The sequence below is a fragment of the Alteromonas sp. W364 genome (assembly GCF_031846205.1).
In the GTDB taxonomy this organism is placed as follows: Bacteria; Pseudomonadota; Gammaproteobacteria; order Enterobacterales; family Alteromonadaceae; genus Glaciecola; species Glaciecola blandensis.
Map to the genome: position 1 here is coordinate 1 of NZ_JAVRID010000001.1, position 14,449 is coordinate 14,449.

The following is a 14,449-nucleotide window of genomic DNA, read 5'->3' on the forward strand; positions in this document are numbered from 1 at the left end:
GTTGCTTTTTTGGTTCTGTTGAACAAATTTCGCTTTTTCCAGCTAATTTTCCCGACAGGCAAGTTAACGTTCATTGCGGACGTTGGATGCATGCAAGAACGGTAATTGTTGAGGCAGGTCTTGCACATCTCATTCGACTTCAATCGTTAAAAGCCCGCATACTCAATCACTGCAAGAACAAATGTTTATCAAATTTGTTCAACACCCAAAATGAGTAGCCATAAAACCAGCCGAACACACAAACCCTAAGCGAACATTGAGCCAGTCGTAAAATGCGCCTGTTTTTGACACTCTAGTCCACAAAGAATGTAACGAAGAATGCATGTGCTGGCAAAGCAACAAAGTGAAAGATACAAGCGCCATCGACCATAAACAATGCTAATCTATCAAATGGTTGAACGCTACTATCCAGATTTTATCGCAAACTTACCCAAGCATGTTAAACGTGAGTTTAATGAGTTTTTGCGTTATGGCCGTCTATACTGACGAAAGTCAGTGATAAAACTGGCTCGGTGAGTGAAGGTAAATACGCTGATATTATTGCGGTTAAAGAGGATGTACTGGGTTACATCAACTTATTACAGAATGTTGATATGGTGATGAAAGGCGGTAAGGTATATAAACTTAATGGAAAGCCAACCGCCGATCGTTAAACCGCATTTAAACTATCGTTTTAAGCGGTCGTAAGTGTATTTACAATAAGGTAATAAACAAAATACAAAGGTCGCGACACAAGAATATTGGAGTATCTGCAACGGCACATACAGTAGACTAAAATAGATTTGGCTTAGCATCATCAAGGCCGTCACAGCAAGGATAGCCAAAAACGTATAGAGTGCGGCCTTACCGAAGGATGAGTTTAGCTCTTCATATTTTTCTGCTTCTCCTTCGTCGTTTGTATAAATAGGAGCTGTACCGGGTGACGCGCTAAAAACATGAAATTCGTTAAAATGCGATGTTACGTGCCGCCATCCTGCCGCTCGTACAATCTCAAAGTAATCCGAGTCAGGCTCACTTTGAAAGCCTAGACTGTAACTGAGCGTTTGTTGCTCACCTTGTTCAAATTCCAATAAAAAACCACCAAAAGCAAAACGTTTAAACAGCCAGCCTTGAGTGGCAAGTTTTTCAAATTTTTGCATGGTGCTTTTTTCAAAGAATGCCAAGCCAAAATTTAATCGATACTTTTTTTTCATTTTCATTTCCTTATTTATTTAAGTCTTTTAAATGGCGTCACTTTTAGTATTGATAATGTTCTGTCGAGCGGAACACTTAAAGTCTATTGCATTAGGTTTTGTGCAAACTCAATCATGTCTTTTTTTCGATTTATATCGTTTTCAAGAGTTTGCTTACCAGATTTAGTAATTTGATAAATTTTGGTAGATTCATCGTTTGTTTTATTGCGTTGTATTAATCCTGAATCCAGCAGTTTTTTTAGGGTTGTGTATAAAGACGCTGGCCCAATGCTCACCGTCCCTGAACTCGCCTCTTCAATTACTTTCATAATCATATACCCATGCTTTTCTTCAACGAGAGTCGATAAAATGTAAAAAGCTGAATCATTTAATATGCCTGTTTCTAAGGCGTTTTTCCTAGCCATTTAGTCTCCATGTTCTTATCTCAAAATACCACTGTCACATTGTGCATTGTTTGTGCACTCGAGCGCACATTATCATTTAATGAAATAAAAAAAGGCTCAATCTCACCCGCTTTTTTGAGTTTTGTGCCTAAATACAGGGCCTTCACGCCCAGAGGAGACCGTTGATGCTTAGTTTGTTATCGATAATCGAGTCTTAGATCTTAGTTGAATTGTGCAAGCGAATGACTGCAATTGGATGGCACTTACCCATCATGCAATATAGTCAAAAACACGCCCTTATTTAAATTAAAATAGTGTAAAACAGAGTAAATGGCCACTCATTCGAATTTGGATGTACTTCACATGAGTACACCACATGAGCGCTACAGCTAAGCGCTAGGATTTAGGAAACTTAGGCTTAATTTGATGAAATTCTACTTTGCGAAGGCCTGAATCACGCAAATTGGTGTAGCGCTTATAGTCCTCTTGTTTCGACAATTTCGTGAAACCGTCTTTTGTATCCCATTCAACAAAAGTTATCTGAAAAGGTGGATTATTTTCAGACGCATGAACTTCTATGCTAGGCTCTTTAAGCTTTAGCATAAATGTGCCGCCTATTCTGTTTAGCGCAGTTTCAATTCCTGCTAAATATGCTAAGTAGTCACTAGGATGTTCTGGATTTATCCATGCAAAAAGAACGGTGTAGTACTTATCTTCTCGAAAAGTTAATATGGTTGCATGGTCAATTTCTGCGTTATAAAGGCTGAGTTCATCCCATGCATTTTTGCGCATTTCTTTAAGCTTAGGCCACTCGGGTAAGGCCGAAAATTCATCGAATGTAGCCACCGACGGCCACGACGACAAAATAAGCGCGGTGGGTTTTGTGCTGCCCACTAGCGTGTTTGTTACGTTCAGTTGTACATGATTTTTAAAACCAAACGACTGTGCAAGCGGAATAGCCTCTTGGTAATATTTGCCTCTAAGTTTGGCAGCTTCTTTAGTATTTTTGCTTATTGATGTGTCGGGCGAAATCAGTTGAATCATCTGCTTTGGTTCAAAATGCACCATTAAAGTCTGTATGTCATCGCTAGGTTGGTCTTGAGCCATGACGCTATTAAACGAACTCATGCACAAAATCAGGCTTAGACATACTGTGAACAACTTATAAATACTGCTATTAAATAATACTCTCATCGATACACTCCACTTTTACTGGCTAACATTGCCTAAAACAAGACGTAAAGTGTATAAAGACTTACATACGTAGAACAGGCTTGTTTTTTATTTTCATTGGTGCATTATCGTTCCATGAACGATTGGAACGAATACGCATTAATTCTAGCCATACACCGCACGCGCACACTTCGTGCAGCGGCGGTATTGTTAAATACGACTCACACCACAGTATCAAGGCGACTAGACGCACTGCATAAACGTCGCGGCGCGTTGGTGTTTGAAAAACATCCTTCTGGGTTTGTATCGACACCGCTAGGAAAGGCACTAATTAGCACTGCACAAGAAATAGAGCAGCTAATAGGAATAAGTGACCGCGCGCAGCGTGCCCATGTCGATTCTATTAACGGGCCCATTACGCTGTCGTTGTCAGAAGCCATGGCGCAGTATTTACTAATGCCTGATATAAGTGAATTTATTGAAAGCTATCCGGGTATTCAGCTAAGGATTATATGCTCAGAAAATTTGGCTAACCTCGATAAATCTGAAGCTGATATTGTGATAAGAGGCGCAAAAGAGTTACCCGAGCATTTAGTTGGAAGGCGCTTATTCCCTTTTGCACTGTCGTATTATGGTGATGAGAACTATATTAAAAATACGCCTTTTGAAAACAGGCGTTGGATAGTGCCCGCCAATGTGACAGACCAACCAACTTGGCTTGCCAACTGCCCCTATCCAGATTTGCCCATTGCGTTTAGCATAAACGACATTGTGACAAGGTTTACAACATTGCAGCAAGGATATGGATTGGCCCGGGCTGCTTGCTTTATGGCCGATACCACCGACAACCTAATGCGCTTACCCACAGCACGCATTGAAGAGCAGGTAGATATTTGGGTGCTTACCCATCCAGACTTGCGAGAGTCCCCTCGTATACAACTGCTAATGAATTTTTTAGTCAATGCGCTGAAGAAAAAAGAAGATTTAATAAGAGGAAGGCTAACAAAATAGAGGTTTAGTGCAGAGTAGAGCTTGCACAACCAATCCATACTTCCAAGTATGTATGCTGTAAAATCAAGCTAGTCGACCAATGCCTGATACACCACATTTCTTAAATCATTATGATATGGATGAAACCAAATAGGTAAAAATTGTGCAAAAGCAATAATGACGATTTTTTTTAGGATCGATTCTAAAATAGGTAGATACAAACCATGAAGACCATGGGGTCGGAGAGTTTAAAAATTAACTCTAACGTTTTATGCGGTTATGTCGACTTTTGGATGGCTTGCGACCTTCATCAATCGGTCAAGTCTGAGGCACTAGCGGACTGTTGATTTTTTGAGGTTAAAGTCCGCAAAGAGCGATAAAGGGACGGTCACCACATTATATAATGACCGTCGGCCAAGGTATTTTAAGCAACCACAATATTTCTGCGCTTTTGGGCTGTTGGACTGATTTTTACCCATTTGAATAAAAACATAATAATGACTTTAGTAATACCACTGGTAATCGCCAACACTAGTAATGGCCATCCTATGCTTAGCCCCATACTTAAAGCAAAAGCTATAGTCGAAATATCCATCATAAAGATGAATTGACTCATCTTTAAATCGACAGCACCTGTGCTACCTGAATTAATAATTAGCTTTATTTGGTGGTAATAACCTTGAGCTATCAAGATTGTTACTAAAACAATGATAGTTGTAGAAATATATTTTCCTTGATCGATTATTGTTTCACCGATAAATAATCCTGCGATAGCAATCAGCAAAGTTGCACAGGCTAAGCTAAAGGAGCTTTTAGAGTGGTTAGATTTTCGGTCTTGCCAAATTTCAAACAAAATAAACGCTACTAATACCGAAGCAAGTAATCTCGGCCAGACTATATAGTGATTAAACGGTTCTATTGAATATCCGTATATAAAGAACGACAAATATGCCAAGTAGCTAACTGTAAATTGGTTTAATGATAAAAGTGCAGTTGGCCTTTCGCTTTCAATACCAGACTCTTTTCTCTTCCATATCGTTCTCAATTGAGAAAACACACCATACAAACTAACAATAATAAAAATCGTATTGATCGTTCCGAAAATATTATATGAATCCAAATTAATCTTACCTATTTTATCGTCATACGCTTTATTGTCGACAATAGTAGGGGTTGATCGAATTAAAATCAATTAAAACACTTTTTAAATTTATAATTGTCGACAATGCATTTGTTTGAGAAGGTGTAGATGTGATTCTGTTTTGCAACGATAGACAGGTGTCATCAGGTGTGGATTATGCAGATTAAATAAGTGAATTATGTAAGGGTATTTATCACTGTCCGCTTTTGGCACAAACTTCACAGTCACGACTACCACACGAATGTGTGCAATTGGATGGCAACCGCCATTCATAATTGACCTTATCAATGTTGTGGATTGGCACAACGCGTACCTAGCTAAAAAATTTCCAGAAAGGAAGCTTTCACCTGCAATATACTCGGTTGAACGATCGACATATTATCGTTATGTGTTTATTGCAAGTAATACCATTGAACCAGCGCTGACACTCGCCTCGTGTCATATACAACACCCAAACTCATCTACTGCTGTCGTTTCCCAGTTTGGCCGAATAAATGAATGTTTAAATCGTTTTCTTCGTCAAAAAAGCGAGCGATAACACCGGTTTCGTGAGCAAACTGATACTCACTGCCTTGGATCGGAATCATAGTAAGGGGAAGGCGATTACCTGCCGGAAATACAAATCTTAAAGAGTCTTGTTGGTTCACCACCGACACTTTCCAGCCCTGTGCAGGGAAAATATAAGTTCCTGTGAGTGATTGCAAAACTTCAGGGGATAGCTTAACGCGCTTAATGACTTTCTCTCGAAACACCGGCCATTCATAGGCTCGGGAGACTGCGCTGAAAAATTCTTCACCAAGGTTTGCTCCATTATCCGAATTCGCCAGAAACACTGCACCATTGCCGGTTCTCAAGTTCATAGTAATCCCAGCCCTGTATCCCACTGTGCCGCCATAATGAGTGATAAAAACTTGATTGTTACCATCGTTAATTAACCTAAAACCGTAAGCATGGTTAGCGATAGGAGTCGCTAGTATCTCTTCGATACTGGCCTGAGTGAATACATTACTTTTACCATGATAGCCTTTATGCATCTCTAACAAAAACATGGCCAAGTCCCTAGCCGTTGCCCACAAGCCCGCAGCGGCCTGCTCGGGATAGTTGTTCCAGCCTCCGGCAACGATGCCACCATCGATTTGATGTCCGCGCGCGGTATGAGGATGACTAGATATTGGCAAAGGCACAGTGAAATCTGCTTGCTTCATGCCAACCGGATCGAGCAGCCAATCGCGCATTATTAGTTCAAAAGGTTTATTCAACTTATCCTTTAGGGCAATTTCAATTAAAGTATATCCGCCACCTGAATAAGCGAGCGATGCGCCTGGTTCATTAACCACTTCTACTTTTCGCGAATTGCTCGGTGCTTCACCGCGCACGATCTGTTCGTCTGTCGGCATCTGCTCGCTCTTTGCGTAGCCAGCATATCCACCACGCACAGTTCCAGCTGTATGTGAAAGCAAATTGCGCAGCGTAATAGGATTAGCTTTGCTTTGCTGACCCTCAGGTAGACGATAAGATGAAAAATAAGTTTCGATATCCTGATCAAAATCAACCAATCCTGCAGCTTTCATCCGCAGCGCTGCGAGCAACGTAAATGGCTTGGCGAGAGAACCTGCTTGAAAAAGGCTGCCACAATCAGCATTGCTACCATCGTTTTGTAATTTGCCCCAAGCTTCGCTCCAGTCGAGCTTACCCTGGTGAATTACCGCGACAGAAAAAGCGGGAGTTTTGGACATGCTCATGCGCGCTTCGACACTAACAGGCTTAGTTTCACCTTCAAACACCATGTAGGGCAGAATACCTTCTGTGACTTGCTTTTTACGCGCTTGTGCATCGCTCGCTGTATAACAGTTCCAGACTTTTTGATATTCGGGATGTTTAATATCCGAGTTTACTGAATTGTGCGCTGTATCGGCAGCGACTGAACTAAGCGACCCACTAAAGAATAATATAAGGATAACGTACTTGATCATGTGTTTGCCCTTTCCGTTATCTCTTTTATCATTCAACTACCAACCTCAAAGTTATCTATGTCATCGGTTGAGAGTATAAGAAGAATAAAAGCTATTTACTACTCAATACTTTCTACAAAAAGGCATAAGCGTATCGCAGCATCACTTGAGAGCGTCATACCGACTAAAAGAGAGGAGTGAGAGCGACTACGATGATTTAGTAAAAAGCTTTCCACAGCTAGCCGTCATCGACAATGAAAACTATTTTGCTGTTAAATGTGATTAAACATAGGCCTCATCGGCTCATCGAGCTATTGCAATAGACGTTTTCATCTAGTGTGTTTTCAGAGCTGCACAACGGCGGGTTTTGGATGGAAATCGACACGCGTATAACGTTTATTAGTGGCAAGTCACTGACAGTGCAACTTATATTGTCATTACATAATACTGCTTAACTGCATCAAATACTTGGCTCCACTTGGTGTATATAGCCAAAATAATGCACTGACATTAATCAAAATAGAAAACCAATATTTAGTTCGGAAGCTCGGCTTTGAAGACTTATGCCGCAAGTATTGTCTTGCCATTGCTGCCCCTGGCCACCCGCCCAATAATGCAAATAGGTGAAGCGTGCTTTCCTGTGTTCGCCAACCCCCACGTTTGGCCTGCCATTTATCATAGGCATATAGGGTAAAACTAAGACTACTTAACGCTATGTATAAGTAAAACAATATGCGTGGAAAGTGCTGAAGGTAAAAAGCGACTAGCATGCCGCTAGAGAATAATAGGGCAAAATAAACAGATACTGATGTGTTTCTTTTATGTTTCATTATCTTATGAATTAAGTGATAGGGCGGTGCAAACTTTCGATTACCGCTAGACGTTCATCCTCAGTAAGAACCCCTGTGAACACCGTCGCTCTTCTCAAATTTCTCATTTTGAAGGATTTTTCTAGCAGTGCGGCCAGCATTTTCTCGGGTTGGTGTTTTAGTTCTAGTATTGATAGCCAAGTGAGATAAGCGCCATATCGCATTTGTTTGGCTGCGTAGCGAGTCTCAATGCGAGCTTCGATTTGTTCAAATAATGCTGGGTTAGCAAAGCACTTTTTAGCCATGGCTGCGTGCAACTGCAATATTTGGTGGTCTATTCCAATGTCTTTAACGGGGACTTTTGCATATTGAGGCATATTCTTACCGAAGGCTGATTTTCAAGGTTTTATGACTTAAGACAATACGTACTAAAAGCGATATTTATCGCGCTCTTGAATGTCTACTAGGCGTTTTTTTGTCTCTTCGGAGTAGCTTTCCTTTTGTCGATTTTCGTGTAACAAAGGTCGTAATACTGGTTCTAGGCCGTTCAATTTAATCTCATACATGATCGCGAGTTGTTCGCCGAGTTTGCTATTAGGAAACCCTTCTTTGTGAAACCAAACCAGATAGGGTTCTGGTAGCTCAAGTAATGGCGTTCCGGCATATTTGCCAAAGGGCATTTTGGCATTGACTAATTCCAACAATTCTTGCGCAGAATGTGCTGAGAAATCGAAGTCTTGCATTTTAGTTTTCCTCAATTTGCGCTTGATTCTTTTGTTGGGCTTGCCATAAACGGGAATATAGGCCGTTTAAGGCCAAAAGTTCTTCGTGAGAGCCTTGTTCAGCAACACTTCCTTGATCCATGACGATAATATTATCAGCGTCCACAATAGTCGACAATCTGTGTGCAATCATAAAGCTCGTATGACCTTTTGCAATTTCACGTAAAGCAGAGAGTATGGCTTGTTCAGATTGAGAATCAAGACTTGAGGTCGCCTCATCAAATACCATTATTGGCGGACGTTTTAAAATTGTTCGTGCAATCGCAACTCGCTGTTTTTCTCCGCCACTGAGTTTCAGGCCACGCTCGCCAACTTGAGTATCTCCTTTATTTGGCAAACGATCTACAAACTCATCAAGGTGGGCTAGCTTTATCGCTTGATTTATTTCGTCATCACTTGCTTCTGGCTTACCGTATCGAATGTTTTCGTATAGGGTATCGTTAAACAAAACGGTATCTTGTGGCACTATTCCAATTTGTTGGCGAACAGATGCCTGAGTTTGCTTTGCAATGTCTTGATCATCAATTGAGATATGGCCAGCACTGGGGTCATAAAAACGAAATAAGAGTTTTACTAAGGTTGATTTGCCCGCGCCACTCTCACCAACAACGGCTACCTTACTTCCAGCTTTCACAGTGAAACTGACGTTTTTGAGTATTTGTCGTTTTTCGTCATAGTAAAAGCCCACCTCGTTAAACCTTATTTCGCCTCTACTGACTTGAAGCTCTGTAGCGTCGTCTTTGTCGAGTATTTTTGGCGGTTTTTCTAATAGGTCAAATAGGTTTTCAATGTTTGCCAGTGAGCCTCGAATCTCACGATATACAAAGCCTAGGAAGTTCAAAGGCATGAATATTTGCATCGTGAAAGCGTTGACCAGAACGAAATCACCAATGGTCATATTGCCGCTCGCAACATTCACTGCAGCGAGTCCCATCATGCTGGTCATTGCTACTGCGATGATTGTTGCCTGTCCGCCATTTAAGGCAAACAATGATAGCCGGTTTTTTCGTCGTGCGGTTTCCCAGTTAGCAAGATCGACGTCGTAGCGCTTAGCCTCAAAATTTTCGTTGTTAAAGTATTTTACGGTTTCGTAATTCAGTAAGCTATCGACCGCCCTGGAAGTGGTGCTGTTGTCGGCTTGGTTCACTTCTTTAACAAACTTTGTGCGCCAATCAGTGGCTTTCATTGAAAAACTGACGTAGAGAACGACAGAACCAAATATCACAAGCGCAAAGCTTGCACCGTAGTTATAAAATAACAAGCCAATGACGAGGGCTATCTCTAATAGGGTTGGGCCAATATTAAAAATCAAAAAACGCATCAAAAAGCTGATACCACTGGTTCCACGTTCAATATCACGAGATAGGCCGCCGGTTTGTCTTGATAAGTGAAAACTGAGATCAAGCTTGTGAAGATGTTCAAATACGGTTAAGCCTAAACGACGCATTGCTCTCTCTGTCACTCTACCAAATAGCGTATCTCTGATTTCCCCAAATAAGACGTTTGCTAAACGCAGGGCGCCATAGGCGACAATCAGACCTAGTGTTGCCCCCATAATGATTTCTTTGGTGGTATCTAAGTTGAGATTATCAACGGTGTGTTTTAAGACGAAGGGGAGGCATACACTAGCTACTTTTGCTGCTACCAGAAAACCGATGGCAAGCCAGACACGGCTTTTAAACTCTAGCAAGTAAGGCCAGAGCTTAGTGAGAACTGACCAATTTACTGGTTTGTCGTCAGGCGTTGAAAAGCGAGATGGTCGCATGAATAATTCGATGACTCAGTATGTAAATAATGAGTTGATTCTACGTGAAAACGTGCTTATACGTTCAGAAGATTTCGAAGTTTTTTGTACTTTTGCGCTTGTTCAAAACTCAACTTCTTCTGCTCAAGTAAGTTGACTGAGTGCAGCACGTGCGTATTCACTTCCTCTATTGCTGTACTAAGCTTCAGTTTGGATATGACATGTAGCAGGTTGAGTGCAATTGCCGTATTCTTTGGCATGATATTCGCGGCTTGGGAAAAAACATCAAACGCTTTTGCAAAATTGCCATTTCTAAAAGCTGTGATGCCTTCTGCGTTGAGCTCTTTAGGGTTTAAACGAACTTGTTCTTTTTCGAATCGTTCCTGTGTAATACATTGGCTAAATAGGGCGATGTCAGAAAGTTGGTCATCGACATAGTTAGCTCGTTTTTGTGCCCGTTCTTCAATGACTTTATATAAAGCAAGGGCGTCGTCTTTCAAGCCCACTTCATGCAGTGCTTTCGCTTTATCTGCTAAGCTTTCATCACCCAGTTTACGATTGTCTCTGGTGAAATTTTCAACTAAGTCTGTTGCTTTTTGAACATCATTTTCCAAGTACGACATGCGAGCTTTAATAATGTTGATGTCTTCTTGAATATCCTCATTAACAAACTTTCTTTTTAATTCCGTCAGATATTGCCTCGTCGCATTCATCACTTCATTGACTTGGCTTGGATCCGCTGTCATTGCAAAGTCGATACCTGCGCGAACGACTTTCATATAAACTTCAGGCGTCTCACTTACTGTATTCTTTGAGTTACTCAACAGTAATTGAGTGACGGCGAACTCTGTTTCGTGATCGTGGGTCAAGCGAGCAATCAGCCTAGCGATATGTTGTCTGCGCATATTTTTTGGCGAAATCTCGGTCGCAATCAACATGCTCTCTAGTGCTTCACTGTATGCACCTTGTTTTATTTGTAGGCTAGCAAGAAGCTCATAGGCCATGGTCTTCGTTTCGCGTTTAGCTGCTAAAGTAATGATTTGTTTTTCTGCGTCATCATCGAAGCCCAGAGCGATTAAGCTTTTCACTAAGCCTTGTTCCGCCCATGCTAGTGATTCAATTTTTATCATTGACGTAAAGAACGCTTTAGCCTCTTCATATTGCTTAGCTAATAGTAAAAGATCCCCTTTCATTTTTAAGGCAAGAGGGAACAGATCTCGATTACTCTGGTAGCTTAGTATTTTATTTACTTCGGTAATTGCGGCGTTGTATTTTTCTTCATTAATAAAGTCGTGTACCGTGATGAACTTTTGTTTGCGACGCATCACTCTTGAGATTCGTTTGTAGAGTTTTTCTACTTTCAGTGGTTTAGCTAGGATATCGTCAGCAGGCAACTCTAAGATGCTTTGAATGATTTCAAAGTTAGTTTCGTGGCTTGTAAATACAAATGCGGTCTCGCTTGGCAGAAGTTTGCTTTGCAACAGCTTTTCATAGAAATACAAACCATCATGGCTTCGTTTGATGCTGTAAGCGCAGATAACTAGATCGAATGTGAGTTTTTCAAGGGCAAGTAGGGCGCGCTGAGTAGATTCAACATACTGGATGTTTCTGAAGCCAATCTGTTCAAGCTGCGGGGTCAGATGCTTAGTTGCGCTCTGCTTATTGTCTATAATGAGTATACGCATCCGTGAGATGACCGACAATTCCATTTGCTGTGATTCTTCAACATTAAGTAAACATTGAATAAGTTATCGTGATGCTAAGAATATACTTTAATTAAATTTGTAATGACAGATGTGGAGCAGTTTATTCATTTAAAATCAGTGCGTTTGCTGGATTTTTGATCAGCTATGCATGCACTCAGTTAGATTGATTTTTATTGCAATAAATTTATCGAATGCTGACCAATTCCACCATTTTAAGAAATTAACAATATACTTAATTCTATTTATCTACCAAATACAAAGGTATACGATAGTCATTCTGTCAAAAATGAAACCATACTATGATTATTTCAGCTACTACTGACTATCGCGCTGCTGCAAAAAAGAAACTTCCGCCCTTTTTATTTCATTATATTGACGGTGGATCTTATTCTGAGAGCACGCTTAGAGCGAATGTTGCCGACTTAGAAAATATCTCGCTTAAGCAAAAAGTACTTAAGGATATGTCGAGTTTGAGTCTTGAGCATGAGGTATTCGGAGAAAAGCTTGCTATGCCAATAGCACTGTCTCCAGTTGGTTTAACAGGAATGTATGCTCGGCGTGGTGAAGTTCAAGCAGCCAAAGCGGCAGAGAACAAAGGAATTCCCTTCACAATGTCGACGGTATCGGTGTGTCCCATCGAAGAAGTTACGCCTCAAATAGAGCGACCAATGTGGTTTCAATTGTATGTGCTTAAAGATCGCAGCTTCATGAAAAATGTATTGCAGCGAGCAAAAGCTGCGGGTGTGAAAACACTTGTTTTTACCGTTGATATGCCAACGCCGGGCGCGCGCTATCGAGATATGCATTCAGGCATGAGCGGCCCTGGGGCAGAGATAAAAAGGGTGCTTCAAGCGATGGTTCATCCCCTATGGGCGTTTGATGTTGGCCTGTTAGGTAAACCTCACGATTTGGGCAATATATCCAAGTATCGTCAAAAACAAACAAAGTTGGGCGACTACATTGGCTGGCTAGCCGATAATTTTGATACCTCTATTTCTTGGAAAGACTTAGAGTGGATTCGAGATTATTGGGATGGCCCACTCATCATAAAAGGCATTCTTGATGTCGAAGATGCAAAAGACGCAGTGCGCTTTGGCGCGGATGGCATCGTGGTCTCAAATCATGGTGGTAGACAACTGGATGGAGTAATGTCTTCAGCCAAAGCCTTGCCAATTATTGCTGATGCTGTAAAAGGAGACATTAAATTGTTTGTCGACTCTGGTATCAAAAATGGTTTGGATGTTGTTCGTATGTTAGCACTCGGCGCAGACTGCACAATGTTGGGACGTTCGTACATTTATGCGCTAGCCGCTCGAGGTCAAAATGGGGTTGAACATCTGCTGGAGCTTTACAAAAAAGAAATGCAGGTTGCTATGACGCTCACTGGCGCAAAATCGATAAGTGAAATAGGCAATCATTCCATTGCTCGTGGTGTGTAATTAGCGAGGAACTATTTAATCCTACCAAAGCCAAATCGGTATACAGCTTTGTCAAATTCTACAATTCTTATTTTATCTCTACGAATAAAAGCTATAAATTTCAATTGGATAAGTTTGCTGTCGTCATTTTGTCAGTAAAACGCCGTAGCAATATACAGCGATTAAACAGTACAAAGATGATTCAATTTAACGAACAGAGATTACAGTATGAACATTAAAAACTTTTTACAGAATAAAACATTGTCAGCGTCTACAGCCATAGTGATATGTGCGGGTATAGCGATAGGCGGAAGTATCGGTAGCTATATTCTGGGTATCGTTATAATGTTACCGATAGGTATAGCTTTATATAAAACTCAAAACGATAAAAATCAATAAGGTTTGTAGGTGCTACATGATAATTGACAGAGAACTGGTTAAAAGACTTCGTAATAAGCAAGCGTGGTCCCAAGAAGAGCTTGCGGTTGCTTCGGGCTTAAATTTACGAACAGTTCAACGGATCGAAAAAGAAGGTAGTATCTCCTTACAATCGAAAAAAGCACTGGCCTCTGTATTTGGGTTGAATATCGAAGAACTCGATTACGTTGAACCTGAGTCTTGTTTCGAATACAAGTCAGTAGTTTTTAAAAATGATGTTGATTGGTTGTCGACGTGGGGAAGAAACAACAAACAAGCTGAATATAAATTTGACGCTCAAATTAATTCTTATGCGAAACAAGGATGGCGTGTGCACACTCTAAACTATGGTAGCAGTGTTCACGGCGGCGCAGGACAGGTTGCCGTATTATTTGAGCGTTTGATTGAGCTAGATTAACCTCAGTATAGATAGCAAGAGTCTACTGGGCTTGAATCACTCGCCTCATCTCTTGTAAAGAACGGCGATGCATTTGAACTTGAAGAAGTGGTGGACGCTACTGGGCTTGAACCACTCGCCTCATCTCTTGTAAAGAACGGCGATGCATTTGAACTTGAAGAAGTGGTGGACGCTACTGGGCTTGAACCAGTGACCCTCGCCTTGTAAGGGCGATGCTCTCCCAACTGAGCTAAGCGTCCATATTGTTTTGGATATCCACATGGCTTTTACCAGTGAACCTCGCCCTTCTTGTAATAAGGAGCGGCGATGCTTGCTCTTTTTGC

At 41.1% G+C, this 14,449-nt stretch carries 14 protein-coding genes, 1 tRNA gene and 1 pseudogene; 5 read left to right on the plus strand and 11 right to left on the minus strand.

Features of this window, described 5'->3' with window-relative positions; genetic code table 11:
• Both RM556_RS00005 and RM556_RS00010 read left to right on the plus strand, forming a co-directional pair.
• Positions 1–218 (plus strand): hypothetical protein (locus RM556_RS00005; RefSeq protein WP_311373545.1); only part of this gene is annotated, 218 nt, incomplete at its 5' end.
• Positions 219–512: 294 nt separating this feature from the next.
• A complete protein-coding gene (locus tag RM556_RS00010) occupies positions 513–653 on the plus strand; it encodes a hypothetical protein (protein ID WP_311373546.1) in 141 nt (46 codons plus the stop codon).
• A gap of 12 nt (positions 654–665) precedes the next feature.
• Here the strand turns inward: RM556_RS00010 and RM556_RS00015 are convergent, their stop codons facing one another.
• The 3 genes from RM556_RS00015 to RM556_RS00025 all read right to left on the minus strand — a co-directional run bounded on the left by RM556_RS00015 (position 666) and on the right by RM556_RS00025 (position 2,770).
• The gene (locus RM556_RS00015; protein ID WP_311373547.1) at positions 666–1,193 is read right to left on the minus strand and encodes a DUF2812 domain-containing protein; all 528 of its coding nucleotides are present in this window, start codon (positions 1,191–1,193) and stop codon (positions 666–668) included.
• Between the two features lie 83 nt (positions 1,194–1,276).
• Entirely contained in the window at positions 1,277–1,597 is a 321-nt protein-coding gene (locus tag RM556_RS00020; protein WP_311373548.1) for a helix-turn-helix transcriptional regulator, read from the minus strand.
• A 375-nt stretch (positions 1,598–1,972) separates the two neighbouring features.
• Positions 1,973–2,770 (minus strand): hypothetical protein, encoded by a 798-nt coding sequence (locus RM556_RS00025; protein ID WP_311373549.1) that lies wholly within the window; start codon positions 2,768–2,770, stop codon positions 1,973–1,975.
• A gap of 114 nt (positions 2,771–2,884) precedes the next feature.
• Between RM556_RS00025 and RM556_RS00030 the strand changes: the two genes are divergently transcribed.
• The gene (locus RM556_RS00030; RefSeq protein WP_311373550.1) at positions 2,885–3,760 is read left to right on the plus strand and encodes a LysR family transcriptional regulator; all 876 of its coding nucleotides are present in this window, start codon (positions 2,885–2,887) and stop codon (positions 3,758–3,760) included.
• Between the two features lie 403 nt (positions 3,761–4,163).
• On the opposite strand, the gene RM556_RS00035 is transcribed toward RM556_RS00030, so the two are convergent.
• The 7 genes and pseudogenes from RM556_RS00035 to RM556_RS00065 form a co-directional block, all read right to left on the minus strand.
• Positions 4,164–4,931: a hypothetical protein gene (locus RM556_RS00035; protein ID WP_311373551.1), complete on the minus strand. Its 768-nt coding sequence runs from the start codon at positions 4,929–4,931 to the stop codon at positions 4,164–4,166.
• A gap of 410 nt (positions 4,932–5,341) precedes the next feature.
• The gene (locus RM556_RS00040; protein ID WP_311373552.1) at positions 5,342–6,853 is read right to left on the minus strand and encodes a serine hydrolase domain-containing protein; all 1,512 of its coding nucleotides are present in this window, start codon (positions 6,851–6,853) and stop codon (positions 5,342–5,344) included.
• A gap of 416 nt (positions 6,854–7,269) precedes the next feature.
• Positions 7,270–7,662 (minus strand): DUF1294 domain-containing protein, encoded by a 393-nt coding sequence (locus tag RM556_RS00045; RefSeq protein WP_311373553.1) that lies wholly within the window; start codon positions 7,660–7,662, stop codon positions 7,270–7,272.
• Positions 7,663–7,673: 11 nt separating this feature from the next.
• Complete coding sequence (locus RM556_RS00050; RefSeq protein ID WP_311373554.1) at positions 7,674–8,018, minus strand: hypothetical protein; 345 nt, start codon at positions 8,016–8,018, stop codon at positions 7,674–7,676.
• 138 nt (positions 8,019–8,156) lie between these two features.
• Positions 8,157–8,384, minus strand: a pseudogene (locus RM556_RS00055) (DUF3820 family protein); the annotation flags it as partial.
• Position 8,385: 1 nt separating this feature from the next.
• Positions 8,386–10,188: an ABC transporter ATP-binding protein/permease gene (locus RM556_RS00060; RefSeq protein ID WP_311373555.1), complete on the minus strand. Its 1,803-nt coding sequence runs from the start codon at positions 10,186–10,188 to the stop codon at positions 8,386–8,388.
• Between the two features lie 56 nt (positions 10,189–10,244).
• On the minus strand, positions 10,245–11,876 hold the full coding sequence (locus tag RM556_RS00065) for a response regulator (protein WP_311373556.1): 1,632 nt from the start codon (positions 11,874–11,876) through the stop codon (positions 10,245–10,247).
• Between the two features lie 296 nt (positions 11,877–12,172).
• On the opposite strand from RM556_RS00065, the gene lldD reads away from it, so the two are divergent.
• Together lldD and RM556_RS00075 are read left to right on the plus strand one after the other, a co-directional pair.
• Positions 12,173–13,312 carry an FMN-dependent L-lactate dehydrogenase LldD gene (lldD, locus tag RM556_RS00070; RefSeq protein WP_311359916.1) on the plus strand — a complete coding sequence of 380 codons (1,140 nt, stop codon included), beginning with the start codon at positions 12,173–12,175 and terminating at the stop codon, positions 13,310–13,312.
• A gap of 394 nt (positions 13,313–13,706) precedes the next feature.
• The gene (locus RM556_RS00075; protein ID WP_311359925.1) at positions 13,707–14,126 is read left to right on the plus strand and encodes a helix-turn-helix domain-containing protein; all 420 of its coding nucleotides are present in this window, start codon (positions 13,707–13,709) and stop codon (positions 14,124–14,126) included.
• Positions 14,127–14,289: 163 nt separating this feature from the next.
• Here RM556_RS00075 and RM556_RS00080 read toward each other — a convergent pair.
• Positions 14,290–14,365 (minus strand) — tRNA-Val (locus tag RM556_RS00080).
• Between the last annotated feature and the right edge of the window lie 84 nt (positions 14,366–14,449).

Bases quoted from the DNA above. Each gene is read 5' to 3' on its own strand.
- RM556_RS00045 (WP_311373553.1), bottom strand. From the start codon at position 7,662: ATGAAACATAAAAGAAACACATCAGTATCTGTTTATTTTGCCCTATTA.
- RM556_RS00040 (WP_311373552.1), bottom strand. From the start codon at position 6,853: ATGATCAAGTACGTTATCCTTATATTATTCTTTAGTGGGTCGCTTAGT.
- RM556_RS00020 (WP_311373548.1), bottom strand. From the start codon at position 1,597: ATGGCTAGGAAAAACGCCTTAGAAACAGGCATATTAAATGATTCAGCT.
- lldD (WP_311359916.1), top strand. From the start codon at position 12,173: ATGATTATTTCAGCTACTACTGACTATCGCGCTGCTGCAAAAAAGAAA.
- RM556_RS00015 (WP_311373547.1), bottom strand. From the start codon at position 1,193: ATGAAAAAAAAGTATCGATTAAATTTTGGCTTGGCATTCTTTGAAAAA.
- RM556_RS00030 (WP_311373550.1), top strand. From the start codon at position 2,885: ATGAACGATTGGAACGAATACGCATTAATTCTAGCCATACACCGCACG.
- RM556_RS00060 (WP_311373555.1), bottom strand. From the start codon at position 10,188: ATGCGACCATCTCGCTTTTCAACGCCTGACGACAAACCAGTAAATTGG.
- RM556_RS00075 (WP_311359925.1), top strand. From the start codon at position 13,707: ATGATAATTGACAGAGAACTGGTTAAAAGACTTCGTAATAAGCAAGCG.
- RM556_RS00050 (WP_311373554.1), bottom strand. From the start codon at position 8,018: ATGCCTCAATATGCAAAAGTCCCCGTTAAAGACATTGGAATAGACCAC.
- RM556_RS00065 (WP_311373556.1), bottom strand. From the start codon at position 11,876: ATGGAATTGTCGGTCATCTCACGGATGCGTATACTCATTATAGACAAT.
- RM556_RS00025 (WP_311373549.1), bottom strand. From the start codon at position 2,770: ATGAGAGTATTATTTAATAGCAGTATTTATAAGTTGTTCACAGTATGT.